Raw genomic sequence first — 13,048 nt, 5'->3', positions numbered from 1 at the left:
AAATATTTTTATCGTTCCGGATATCGGTAAAAATTAGAAAAATTCACTTTTATTTTCTAGGAAAACAGAGGTCAAAATCTAATTGTTCCGTATCTTTGCATCTGAATTTTCAATACCCAACAAGCCATGGAAAAAAAAGTTATTCTTATCATTTTAGACGGATGGGGTGAAACCCAAAATCCGGATGTCTCGGCAATTTATCAGGCAGGTACGCCTTATTTTGATTATCTGATCAAAAATTATCCCAACTCGAATTTAAGAACGGATGGTTACAACGTTGGTTTACCTGATGGTCAGATGGGTAACAGCGAGGTAGGACACATGAACCTGGGTGCAGGTAGAATTGTGTATCAGGATTTTGTAAAGATCAATAACGCCGTTAACAGCGGTTCCCTGGCTCAGGAAAAAGTAATTACTGACGCTTTTGATTATGCCAAAAATGAAGGTAAGAAAATTCATTTTCTGGGACTGTTATCAGATGGAGGAGTTCATTCTCATATCAACCACTTAAAAGGCCTTTTGAATGCGGCTCATGATGCAAACCTTGATGATGTTTTTGTCCATGCCTTTACGGATGGAAGAGATGTTGATCCTAAATCCGGTATCGGATTTGTAGAGGATATTGAAAATCATATGGCTCAATCTACCGGAAAACTTGCCAGTGTTTGCGGAAGGTATTACGCAATGGACAGAGACCAAAGATGGGAAAGGGTTAAATTATCTTATGATGTCATGGTCAATGGTGAAGGAGATAAGTCTTCCAATGCTTTGGAAAGTATTCAAAAGAGCTATGATGAAGGGATTACTGATGAGTTCATAAAACCCATTGTAATGGTAGATGACCATAATCAACCCGTTACCAAAATAGAAGAAGATGATGTCATTATATTCTTCAATTTTAGAACTGACAGGGGAAGGCAATTAACCAGGGTATTGACCCAGGAGAATTTTCAGGAGTTCGGTATGCATAAACGACCTCTTTATTATGTTACCATGACCAACTACGATGATTCGTTTAAGAATGTTTCCGTAATCTATCCCAAGGATAATTTGAGTTTGACTCTGGGAGAAGTCTTGGAAAAAAATGGTAAAAAACAGATTCGTATCGCAGAGACTGAAAAATATCCCCACGTAACCTTTTTCTTCTCCGGGGGAAGAGAAGAGGAATTTGAAGGAGAAAAACGTTTGTTATGTCCTTCACCTAAGGTGGCAACCTACGACCTTAAACCTGAAATGAGCGCATATGATATCAGAGATGCTATCGTTCCTGAGCTGGAAGCTCAGGAAGCAGATTTTATATGTTTGAATTTTGCAAATACAGATATGGTTGGGCATACCGGAGTTATGGAGGCAGCCATGAAAGCTGCAGAGGCGGTTGACAGTTGTCTTGAAAAAGTCGTTACAACTGCCTTGGCAAATAATTACTCAAGTATCATTATTGCGGATCACGGAAATAGTGAAAAGATGATCAATGAAGACGGTACACCAAATACGGCACATACCATTTACCCAGTGCCTATCATATTGGTAGAAAAAAATAAGGAGAATGGAATTCAAAACGGAATTTTGGGAGATATTGCTCCTACAGTTCTGGACCTTTTAAAGGTTGAAAAACCTGATGAAATGACAAGAGAATCCCTTTTAATTTAGATATAGACAGATTTATTTCACCCCTGATTATAAGGGGTTTATAGATTTGGTTACAAGAAATTATTCATTTTAACGTTATAAAAGTGCTGCACGAGTCTTTATAAAGGCTTTTGCTTGATTTAAGCACTTATTATAGTTAGATTTGATAAAAATTTTGAAGATGAAGATTTTACCTAAAAATTCTTTACTGATTGCGGTTGATTTTGATGGAACGATTGTGGAAGATGCATATCCCAAAATCGGTCAGGCCAAAATTTTTGCTTTTGATACGCTACTCGAATTACAACAAAAAGGACATCGGCTGATCCTTTGGACCTACAGGTATGGAGACAGATTGCAGGAAGCCGTTGATTTCTGTAAAAAAAACGGTCTCGAGTTCTACGCTGTAAATAAGAGTTATCCTGAAGAGAAATTTGACGGAAGTATGAGCAGGAAGGTAAATGCCGACGTGTTTATCGATGATAGGAATGTTGGTGGCCTTTTGGGTTGGGGAGAAATCTATCAACAACTTTTAAAAACGGAAAAACCAAAGGAACACAAATCTAAAAAGGGTCTTTTTGGATTGTTTAAAAGTTAATTTACACCTAACTTCATCCTTTAGAAAATTCGTTATTTTATTGGTATCATACTAAAGAGTATCGAATTTAAATCAAAATCAATCAGGTGAATACCACAACGAATTAACTATATATGAGATCAAACGAAGCATTTACCATTTTTGAGAAAAGCATTGAGGATTACCATGTTACAGATGATATTAATTCAGTAATCAAAAATCCATACGAAAAAGATGATATCAGGCATCTGTTTTATCACAAAAACTGGATTGATGCTGTTCAGTGGCATTTAGAAGATATAATTCGTGATCCCGAGATCAACGCTCTTGAAGCCCTTGAAATAAAAAGGCGTATTGACAAGTCCAACCAGGTCAGAACGGATATGGTGGAGTATATAGACAGCTATTTCCTTGATCAGTATAAGAATATCCAGGTTAAAGAAAATGCCAGGATCAATACTGAAAGTCCTGCATGGGCCTATGACCGATTATCTATTTTGGCTTTGAAAATCTATCATATGAAAGAGGAAGCTGAAAGAGAAAATGCATCTGATGCCCATCGCGAAAATTGTTCTTTGAAATTATCGATTCTTATGGAACAAAAAAAGGATCTTAGTACTGCCATTGATGAGTTATTAACTGATTTTCAAAATGGTGATAAATACATGAAAGTTTACAAGCAGATGAAAATGTACAACGATGATAACTTAAATCCGGTGCTTCGTGCTCGAAAATAAATCTAATCGACCTAAACACATACTTATTCTCCGCTTGTCGGCATTGGGAGATGTCGCCATGACCGTTCCGATAGTTCTGGCTCTGAGACAGCAATATCCTGATCTTAAAATATCGATTTTATCAAGAGAATTTTTCAGACCTTTTTTCAATGAAATCCCGGAAATAATTTTTCACCCCATCGATCCTGAATACTTAAATTCGGGATTATCCGGCCTTTATAAACTGTTTAGGAAACTCTCTGAATATGATATCGACGCGGTAGCAGATCTACATGATGTTTTAAGAACCAAAGTCCTTAAAAACCTTTTCAAAGCAAGTAGAATTCATAATGCATCAATTGATAAGGGAAGAGCGGACAGAAAAAAACTTGTTGCCCTCAGCAAAAAAAAACTAAAGCCGATTAAATCAATTTTTCAGCGTCATTCCGATGTTTGCAGCTCACTTGGTCTGCCCATCGACCTGTCAAATGTGAAACTTTTCAGACAAAAAGAAATCTCCGCAGAAGTGGTTGAAATTACAGGAAATAAAAATTCCAAATGGATCGGAATCGCTCCTTTTGCGACCTACAAGACGAAGGTTTATCCGTTGAATAAAATGGAGCAGGTCATTAAGGGCCTCGAAAAAAAAGGACACCAAATATTTCTGTTTGGAGGAGGAAAAAAAGAGACTGAATCATTGGATAAAATTTCTTCCTCCTTTAAAAACTGTGTCAATATTGCGGGAAGGTTGTCTTTCCAACATGAACTCGAACTGATCAGCAATTTAGACCTTATGGTAAGCATGGACTCGGGTAACGGACATATGGCAGCCCTCTTTGGGGTTCCGGTTATCACCCTTTGGGGCAATACACATCCTTATGCAGGTTTTGTTCCTTTTGGACAGCCTCTGGAAAACAGTATTACAGCCGATCTGAATCAATATCCTTTTATTCCAACTTCGATATATGGAAATAAAATAATTCCTGGATATGAAGATTGCATGCAATCCATAGAATCAAATACGATTGTCCAGAAAATTAACCGCTTACTTGAGGCAGGCTAAGAGATAAAAACTTAAATTTTCAGGTCATTACCTTTTTATAGTATCTTTGCCGCATAATTTGGAATCATGATTAAAATTAAGACCCCTGAAGAGATAGAATTGATGAGAGAAAGTGCTCTGGTCGTTTCAAGGACTCTTGGAGAAATTGCCAAAGTTATCAAACCAGGTGTAACCACTCTGGAGCTTGATAAAATTGCAGAGGAATATATCAGAGATCAGGGAGCTGTTCCCGGTTTTCTCGGTTTATATGATTTTCCAAATACACTATGCATGAGTCCCAATGAGCAGGTAGTACATGGGATTCCAAATGATGAACCTTTAAAAGAAGGCGATATCATTTCGGTTGACTGCGGGGCCTTAAAAAATGGTTTTTACGGGGATCATGCCTATACTTTTGCTGTTGGTGAAATAGATCCGGAAACCAAAAAGCTGCTTGAAATTACAAAAGAAAGCCTCTATGTGGGTATCAGGCAGTTCAGAGCAGGTAACAGGGTTGGTGATGTGGGATATGCCATTCAGCAATTTACGGAAAGCCATGGCTACGGGGTTGTTCGAGAGCTGGTAGGGCACGGAATAGGTAGAGAAATGCATGAAGACCCTGAAATGCCTAATTACGGAAGAAGAGGCAAGGGTAAAAAGTTTGTCGAGGGCATGGTTGTTGCCATTGAGCCCATGATCAATATGGGAACGCATCGGATTAAACAATACAGCGATGGATGGACCATTAAAACTGCCGATATGAAACCCAGTGCACATTTTGAGCATGATGTTGCCATCGTCAAAGGCAAACCGGAATTACTTTCAACCTTCAAATATATCAACGAAGCTTTAGGAATTGAAACTGATGAAGAACTTGAATTCAGGTCTAAATAAGCTATTGATATGAAGATATTCAAATTGGTCCTAAACACTTTTCCTCGACCTTATTTGATCAAATTAAGTTATTTGGCCAGACCATTCTTGTCTCTATGGCTAAGGGGTGATCGGTACACAGATCCAATCGATGGGAAAAGTTTTAAACGATTTTTACCCTACGGTTACGCTGTCCAAAGGCCCAATGTTTTATCTCCAAGTACCCTTTCTCTGGAAAGGCATCGATTGATATGGCTTTATCTGAAAAACGAGACCGATTTCTTTACTAAACCATTAAAGGTTCTGCATATGGCTCCTGAACAGTGTTTTTTATCGCTGTTCCGAAAAATGAAAAATCTCGATTATACGACTGCTGATCTCTACAGTCCGATTGTGGATATTAAAGCGGATATTCTCAACCTTCCCTTTGAAGATAATTCTTTTGACTTTGTATTATGTAATCATGTCTTAGAGCATATCGATGATGATCAAAAGGCCATGAAAGAACTTTTTCGGGTCATGAAAAAAGGAGGAACGGGAATTTTTCAGGTTCCTCAGGAAATTCACAGAGAAAAAACTTTTGAAGACCCTTCAATTACCGATCCTGAAGAAAGAGCGAAATATTTTGGACAGTATGACCATGTAAGAGTGTATGGAAGAGACTATTTTGACCGGCTTCGTAATGCTGGATTCAAAGTTGAAGAAATAGATTATTCAAAAGTGCTTAGTCCGGAGGATATTGATAAATACCGCCTGGCGAATGGAGAAATACTTCCTGTTTGTTCTAAACCTTTGTAGAGATTTTCTAGATTTCCTTTATTGAAGAAGCATCCAGCCACCCCATTTTACCGTCAGCTATTTTGATCTTTTTCCAATTGTCCAAAGTCTCAAGTACCGTAACCTTGGTGCCTTCATGAAGTTCAAAATATAATTCGCTTGATTTTGTAGGAGCACTCTTCACCGCAACTGCGTTTGAAAACACCACAGCCTGGGTGTTATTATCAACATAATGCTTATTTCTAAATGCGAAAAACACGGATGTGGTCACAAATATTACGCAAAGTCCACTCGTAATAAAATAGAATCTTTTTTTGCTTGTGCTGTATGAAAAATGATAAAGCAAGAATAATAGCGCAAAGAGAAAGGCCAGACCAACCGCTATTTTGGCCCAGGTCTCATAATTAAACTTCAATACTATTCCATCCATGAACTTTTGCCCCAGGCTTTTTGGCAGGGGCTCGATATTATCAAGGGTCATCCTGTTGGCAAATTCCAGGTTAAACTTAATATCTCTGTTGTTGGGGTCCAATAGCAAAGCCTTTTCATAGTAATATATAGACGGAGCAACCTGATTTGTCTTGTAATATATATTGGCCATATTGAAATACAAAGACCAGGATTCAAGTCCCTGACCTTCTATTTTCTTGTACAGATCCAATGCTTCCAAATAATTTTCCTGCTGGTAAAACTTGTTGGCTGATGTAAAAAGACTGTCTGCATCCTGTGCCTTAAGTGATATTCCGGTCAGGTATACCATCATAATCAGAACCATATTTACAAACCCTTTCTGCATACTTCTTTGTTCCTTTTTATAGTTGTTTATCAATCTTTGAAATTACCGTTTTCGCATTTTCATATTCCTTCTTCATCATCACATCCGTTGAAGGCGTATAACGGGCATAATCACAATTTTCCAAAACTTTACTAAACTCGTTTATCGTATCCTGATCCACCTCTTTCTTTCTGAGAATTTCAGCGATCTTTTCTCTTGAAATTTCAGAAGTTTCAACATGAAGCTTTGCCTTAAGATAATTGTGAAGTGCCTTCTCCAGCGCAATGTAGAAAGCTTCTTTTCTTCCCAATTCCTTTTTCGCCTGCGACAAATATCTCCGGGCCAGCCTATCCGCTTTACGTCTTTTATTTCCTATGATATCGCTATCTCTCTCCTGTTTTTTCTTTCCAATATAAATACCCAGCGGAATTGATAATAATGGCAAAATCATCAACCAGTAAAATAGATTGGATCCGAAGAAATCGTCTTCTTTAATGACGGAATCAAACTCTGACTTTAAGGCTATATATCGTATGTCGCCCTCATTGCTGATCACTGATTTTTTATTCGTCACCACAGCTTCATCAACGGGTTCCGCACCTTGTAATGCATTGAGCAAAATTGGCTCGGATTCTACTGAATAATATTTTTCTTCCTTCGGGTTAAAATATGAGAAACCAACCGATGGTATCTTAAATTTTCCTCTTGTCTGAGGCACAATCGCGTACTGGTCGTAAACAGATCCGGTCAACCCGTTAAGCGTTGTTTTAATATTTTCCTTGTGTTCCGGCTCGTATACCTCAAGACCGCTTGAAGTTTCGATACCTGGTAGCTTAACCAGTTTAAGATTTCCCTTACCCTTAAGTTCTACTTTGATCAGCGCGGATTCATTGGCTTTTAAAACAGTTTTATTAGGGGTTACCGAGAACTTATAATCTCCAACGGCACCCGTGAAATTAAAAGGTTTACCCACTTCGGGCAATTCCTTCACCCTTATGGTCTTTTTCCCAGAGGTAAGGGTGAAATTCACATCGTTCATTAGCATGTTTCCAAAGAAATCCCTCCTTCCAATAGGAACTCCGGCTGTTATTTCCATTTCGAGGGGATCAATTTCGAGCTTCCCTGATTTATGAGGTATCAATACCATCTTGCGAACAATTACAAATCGATGCGGTTTTCCTCCATAGGTACCATTCTTTGCCACCCATTTTTTTACCTCGATGTTCTGATTCCAGAATCCATTAAAAGAAGGTGAAGAAGCTTCCCTGGTATTTTGAACATTTACCTTGTTGATGTCAACATATAATTTATATACCACGGAAATACTTTCTCCTACATAAGGCCTTAAATTAGATACTTCAGCCACCAGGTGAATATTCTGCTGTGCCACATACCTAGGGTCATTTGGGTCCTCCGGAATCTCAATGGCATCAGACACCGTAACCCTCACGGTATTTGATTTGATCTTCTCTCCTTCATACGTAATTGTTGCCGAGGGTATTATAAAAGTACCTTTAGCGATAGGCTGGATCACATAGGTATAGGTAAGTTTATAGGAAGTTTTACCGTTAATGGAAGAAAAACTACTCGATTGACTCGGGCCTGCCAGAACCTTAAAATTCTTAAAATCGGGAGGGGTAAAGTCATCACCTCCCTGCCTGTCAATTGAAAATTCAATTCTCAAACGTTCATTGAGACCGAGTTCAGTCTTACTTACAGCAGTTTTAAACGTCACCTGTGCCATGACGCTTTGTACTGCCAGCAGTATTATCAATGTGCCTAAAAATTTTCGTTTCATTCTTCTTCTACTTTCGATCTGTCAAAACGACAAAATTCAAGTTTTATTTACCAGTCTTTATCCTGGTTTAACTTTTTACCCTTTGCTTTTTTTGCGTTTACTTTTTTCTGAGTCTTATTTTCCTCGTTGCTCATGGCCTCAAGGAGCTGTTCTATCTGTTGCTGGCTCAGCTGATTAGGCTGAGGTTGTTTTTGTTGCTCCTGCTTATCTCCCTTGTCCTGCTGATCCTGATTATCCTGCTGATCCTGTTCATCTTCATTATTATCGCCCTGGTTTTTATCCTGATCTTTCTTTTCATCCTCTCCCTGTTCCTCTTCCTTATCTTTATTCTCACTATTCTGATCCTGATTCTGATCCTGGTTCTGATCCTGGTTCTGATCTTTGTTCTGATCCTGATTCTGATCTTGATTCTCGTTATTTTGCTGCTGATCTTTTAAAAGCTTCTGTGCAAGAGCAAGATTATAACGGGTAGTCTCGTCTCCCGGATTGATAAGCAATGAGTTTTTGTAAGCCTCAATTGCTTTTGCATATTGCTTTTGCTTCATCATAACGTTGCCAATATTATGAAACGCCTTTTCTCTTGTTTCATTATCACCCGCACTTTTAGCTACAAGTTCATACTGAGGCAAGGCTTCTTCAAATCGATTTTGTTCATAAACGGCATTTCCTAAATTATAACCCGCTGTCCTGTAATTTGGATTCTCCTTTAGCGCCTTTTTATATTTAACTTCGGCATCAACAAACCTCTTTTCTTTAAAAAGATCATTCCCTTTTCTAAGAATCTGCTTTTCTGCGAGTTTGATTTTAGCAGGCTTTTGATTCTCTTTTGTTCTTTCCTGTTTCTTACTTACATTTTCCTGGGCTAAAATCGCCAGGGGTAAAAAGAAACATATAAATGCAATATTTTTCATCTTACCTTTCATTAAATAGATTCAACTTTTGTATCCACTTGGTCTTCTTGTCCAACAGGAAAACATCCAAAACAAGCAGCAGCAATCCAAAACCCACAAACCACTGGAACTGATCCTTGTAATCAGAAAACTGTTTCGATTCAAATTCCTTCTTGTCAGCTTTCAGTAATAACTCTTCAACATATTCTATGGTCTTGGAGGTTTTATTGCCATAAATATACTTTCCATCCCCATTACTCGCTATGTCTTTCAGGGTTTCCACATTGAGCTTTGTGATGACAACCTCGTCTTTTTTATCTTTCTTGTATCCCTGAAATTTCCCGTTTTTCTTAACGGGAATAGGGCTTCCTTTGTTGGATCCAACCCCTATGGTATAGGTTCGAATACCAAGGTCTACAATTTCTTTTGCTATTTTTCCTGAATTTTCCTCATGATCTTCCCCGTCGGAAATTATAAACAAAAAACGATTGGTTTGCGTATCGTCATCAAAAAAAGTTTTCGACAACTGCAGAGCCTCATTGATGGCTGTTCCCTGGGAAGAAACAATATCCGGATTGGCATTTTGCAAAAACATCTTGGCTGCACCGTGATCTGTGGTTATCGGTAAAAGTGGATAGGCATTTCCGGCGTAAACAATAATTCCCACCCTGTCACTGCCTAGTTTATCAATTATTTTTGAAATAATCTGTTTTGATTTTTCCAAACGGTTTGGCGCAATATCTTCGGCCAGCATACTCTTGGAAACATCCAGAGCAAACACAATATCCACACCTTGTCTTTTTACTGTTTTTAACTGGGTCCCCATTTTTGGATTGACCATGGCGATAACTAAAAATGACAGCCCCAACAATACAAAGATCATCTTTAAAACCGGTTTAAACACCGATTTTTCCGGACTTAATCGATTCAAAAGAGAAGAACTTGCAAATTCTTTTTGCTTCCTTACTTTCCACAACCAGCTGAGCATATAAAACAGCAGAAGGATCGCAACAGCGATAAATAAGTAAAAATATTTTGGTTCTTCTATTTGATACATACTCTAATCTCTAGATAAAACTTCTGTACACGGTAAATCTCAACATCATTTCCATTAAAATAAGAAAACCGGCCATCATAAGCAGGGGCCTGAATTTTTCCTGATAATTGTAGTATTTAAATTCTTCAATCTCCGTTTTTTCAAGCTTGTTAATCTCATCATAAATGGCTTCGAGTTTCCTGTTTCCGGTGGCCCTGAAATACTGGCCTTCCGTTTCGGCAGCAATGTATTTTAAAAGCTCTTCATCTATTTCAACAGGGGCATTCCTAAAAATCAGTTTTCCGTTCAGATCCTTTGCTACCGGAAACAAAGCGGTACCATTGGTTCCCAGTCCAATCGTGTAAACCTTTATGTTCAACTCCTTGGCCAACTCCGTTGCCGTTTTTGGGTCGACAAAACCTGTGTTATTGACTCCGTCAGTAAGAAGGATTATAACCTTACTTTTTGCCTTACTGTCTTTCAACCTGTTTACAGCTGATCCAAGGCCCATTCCTATGGCCGTACCATCTTCAATCTGTCCCCATCTTATTTTTCGTATGGTGTTCTGAATAATTGTCTTATCACTTGTAATAGGCGTTTGAGTGAAACTTTCTCCTGCATAAACAACTACTCCAATCCTGTCATTAGGCCTTTTCTGAACAAATTTGCTGGCAACATTTTTAAGCGCTTCCAATCTGTTTGGTTTTAGATCCTTTGCAAGCATACTTGCCGAAACATCAATGGCCATGACTATATCAATTCCTCTCGTTGTCTTGGTTCTTTTGCTTACTTCAACATTTCTGGGCCTTGCAAGCGCAATGATCAGCAAAGCGATAGCCAATAATCTAAAAGCGTATAGCAAGGGCTTCAATCTAGACCAGATATTTTTATGTTCAAAACCCGAAGTACTAGGAACATGAAGGTCCGCCGCATCCTTTTTCCTAACGAAAAAGTACCATACTGCCATGACCGGTATCAGCAACAGCAACCAGAGAAATTCCGGATTTGTAAATTCCATGTTACTTCCCATCATCTGCATTTTCTTTAGATTCAACAGTTACAGGATGCAAGGTGTCGATAATTCCTTCCGCATCCTCTCGATGCAGCACAATTTCATTCTGCAGAGGTTTTGATTTCGCAAATTTCACCAGGTCGGCCTCCTGAAGCAGTTTTTTTAATTTATTCACTGTTTCCTTAGGAATATTCAAATTACTGCTGCTATTAAAATCGATTAGGGTTTCAAGAAGCTCATCCGTAGTTGACTCCAGTGCCGGAATATTCATCTCTCGCTCTATAAAAGTTCTGACAATATCCGTAAGCTCAACATAATACATTTTAATCTTGTTCTGCGATATCAATTTTTTCTCATCCAGTTCCTTTAACCTCATCTTAGCTGCCTCGAAAGGTGGTATTCTTGAAATTATTTCTTCTTCCGTGGGTTTATCTTTCAAAATAAAATACAGTATCAGCCCTATAACAAGGAGCAAAGCTATCAATCCCCAAAAATAATTGAGATAGTCACTAAACAGATAAGGTTCATTTTGGATATCCTTTATGTGATGCATGGGCTGTTTTATGGTATCAACCTCTACCGTACCAACATCGATGATCACCTGATCGGTCAGGAACCTTTTGTTTTTTATAAAAATCTCCTGTCCGGGTAAAACATACCTTCCACTATCAAAACTGGTCAATGTATATTTTTTAATCAGTCTGTTTTTTAAGGAATCAATTTTATGGGAAGTAACAACTCCTACCCTGTTCAGGCTGTCGGATTCAAATTTTGGAAATCGGACATCCTGAGTCTCATCCACAATGATCTCGTAGTTGATCTGTTCTCCAATTCTTATTTTAGTCGTGTCAATTTTCGTTGATACCTGAGCCTGAACAGAAAAAGAAATCAAAAAAACAATGACAACAAGACATAATTTTGAATCAATCAAGGATCCCAGGCCTGTGAGCCTATGCCCTGATTCTTTCTGATTATATGTCTTCTTAAATCCTTTTTTCATTATTTCAACTAACTGAAATTCTATATCAGCCCCTTCGTTTAAAATATCCTAATAACTTTTTAACATAACTCTCATCCACTCGGGTGTTGATCACTCCTGAGCCGCTTTTGGTAAACGAATCTTCAAAATAATCAACTGTTTCCAGATATTTTGCTCTGTAATTGATTCGTACTCTTTTCGAATTGGTATTCACCAAAACGATCTTGCCTGTTTCTGAATCCCGCATTGGAACCATACCCAGTTTGGGCATTTCTGTTTCAAGCTTGTCGTAAACTCTGATTCCTGTCACATCATGCTTTTTACCCACAATTTTCAAAGCATTGTCATATCCTGTATCAATAAAATCAGAAAGAATAAAGACTATAGCCTTTTTCTTCATCACATTTGACAAGTATCTTAAGGCATGGGCAAGGTCTGTTTTTTTGCTTTGTGGTTCAAATTCGATCAGCTCCCTGATGATTCTCAAAACATGGGTTTTCCCTTTTTTCGGAGGAATAAACAATTCAATTTCGTCGGAAAAAAGCAATAACCCAACTTTGTCATTATTCTGAATTGCTGAAAATGCCAGGGTTGCACTTATTTCAGTAAGAATATCCCTTTTGAACTGTTCCGTGGTTCCGAAAGATTCCGATCCACTGATATCCACCACAAGCATCATTGTGAGCTCCCTCTCCTCCTCAAAGATCTTTACATAAGGCTCATTGTACCTCGCAGTGACGTTCCAGTCAATGGATCTTATATCGTCCCCGTACTGATACTGCCTTACTTCAGAAAAGGTCATTCCACGCCCTTTAAAGGAACTGTGGTATTCTCCTGAAAAAATATGATCAGACAATCTTCTTGTCTTGATCTCAATCTTCCTAACCTTTTTTAGTAATTCTTTAGTATCCACTAACCGATATTCTAATTAAACTTCTCAAACT

13 protein-coding genes are annotated in these 13,048 nt (G+C 38.2%); 6 read left to right on the top strand and 7 right to left on the bottom strand.

The features are described 5' to 3' along the window. Positions 1-126 precede the first annotated feature (126 nt). The 6 genes from gpmI to LCM02_RS11930 all read left to right on the top strand — a co-directional run bounded on the left by gpmI (position 127) and on the right by LCM02_RS11930 (position 5,635). Positions 127-1,650 carry a 2,3-bisphosphoglycerate-independent phosphoglycerate mutase gene (gene gpmI / locus LCM02_RS11955; RefSeq protein ID WP_224930121.1) on the top strand — a complete coding sequence of 508 codons (1,524 nt, stop codon included), beginning with the start codon at positions 127-129 and terminating at the stop codon, positions 1,648-1,650. A 160-nt stretch (positions 1,651-1,810) separates the two neighbouring features. Then, on the top strand, positions 1,811-2,227 hold the full coding sequence (locus tag LCM02_RS11950; RefSeq protein ID WP_224930118.1) for a BT0820 family HAD-type phosphatase: 417 nt from the start codon (positions 1,811-1,813) through the stop codon (positions 2,225-2,227). 113 nt (positions 2,228-2,340) lie between these two features. Next, positions 2,341-2,943, top strand: a complete 603-nt coding sequence (locus LCM02_RS11945; protein WP_224930114.1) for a DUF4254 domain-containing protein — start codon at positions 2,341-2,343, stop codon at positions 2,941-2,943. Then, a complete protein-coding gene (locus LCM02_RS11940; protein ID WP_224930111.1) occupies positions 2,930-3,985 on the top strand; it encodes a glycosyltransferase family 9 protein in 1,056 nt (351 codons plus the stop codon). The genes LCM02_RS11945 and LCM02_RS11940 overlap by 14 nt, the downstream gene beginning before the upstream one ends. Positions 3,986-4,051: 66 nt before the next feature. Beyond that, positions 4,052-4,858: a type I methionyl aminopeptidase gene (map, locus tag LCM02_RS11935; protein ID WP_224930107.1), complete on the top strand. Its 807-nt coding sequence runs from the start codon at positions 4,052-4,054 to the stop codon at positions 4,856-4,858. Positions 4,859-4,867: 9 nt separating this feature from the next. Beyond that, on the top strand, positions 4,868-5,635 hold the full coding sequence (locus LCM02_RS11930; protein WP_224930104.1) for a class I SAM-dependent methyltransferase: 768 nt from the start codon (positions 4,868-4,870) through the stop codon (positions 5,633-5,635). Between the two features lie 7 nt (positions 5,636-5,642). Here the strand turns inward: LCM02_RS11930 and LCM02_RS11925 are convergent, their stop codons facing one another. The 7 genes from LCM02_RS11925 to LCM02_RS11895 are packed head-to-tail and all read right to left on the bottom strand — an operon-like array spanning position 5,643 to position 13,017. Further along, positions 5,643-6,410 (bottom strand): tetratricopeptide repeat protein, encoded by a 768-nt coding sequence (locus tag LCM02_RS11925; RefSeq protein WP_224930101.1) that lies wholly within the window; start codon positions 6,408-6,410, stop codon positions 5,643-5,645. Positions 6,411-6,426: 16 nt separating this feature from the next. Then, positions 6,427-8,187 (bottom strand): BatD family protein, encoded by a 1,761-nt coding sequence (locus LCM02_RS11920; RefSeq protein WP_224930098.1) that lies wholly within the window; start codon positions 8,185-8,187, stop codon positions 6,427-6,429. Between the two features lie 47 nt (positions 8,188-8,234). Continuing rightward, positions 8,235-9,098 carry a tetratricopeptide repeat protein gene (locus LCM02_RS11915; RefSeq protein ID WP_224930095.1) on the bottom strand — a complete coding sequence of 288 codons (864 nt, stop codon included), beginning with the start codon at positions 9,096-9,098 and terminating at the stop codon, positions 8,235-8,237. A 1-nt stretch (position 9,099) separates the two neighbouring features. Next, positions 9,100-10,134, bottom strand: coding sequence for a VWA domain-containing protein (locus LCM02_RS11910; protein ID WP_224930092.1), 1,035 nt, complete (start codon positions 10,132-10,134; stop codon positions 9,100-9,102). Positions 10,135-10,144: 10 nt separating this feature from the next. After that, entirely contained in the window at positions 10,145-11,146 is a 1,002-nt protein-coding gene (locus LCM02_RS11905) for a vWA domain-containing protein (protein ID WP_224930234.1), read from the bottom strand. Beyond that, on the bottom strand, positions 11,133-12,125 hold the full coding sequence (locus LCM02_RS11900; RefSeq protein ID WP_224930089.1) for a hypothetical protein: 993 nt from the start codon (positions 12,123-12,125) through the stop codon (positions 11,133-11,135). The genes LCM02_RS11905 and LCM02_RS11900 overlap by 14 nt, the downstream gene beginning before the upstream one ends. Positions 12,126-12,150: 25 nt before the next feature. Beyond that, the gene (locus LCM02_RS11895; protein WP_224930086.1) at positions 12,151-13,017 is read right to left on the bottom strand and encodes a DUF58 domain-containing protein; all 867 of its coding nucleotides are present in this window, start codon (positions 13,015-13,017) and stop codon (positions 12,151-12,153) included. Between the last annotated feature and the right edge of the window lie 31 nt (positions 13,018-13,048).

The sequence above is a fragment of the Lutimonas saemankumensis genome, assembly GCF_020171465.1.
GTDB classification, from domain to species: Bacteria; Bacteroidota; Bacteroidia; order Flavobacteriales; family Flavobacteriaceae; genus Lutimonas; species Lutimonas saemankumensis.
This window is presented reverse-complemented; position numbering and strand designations above follow the sequence as displayed.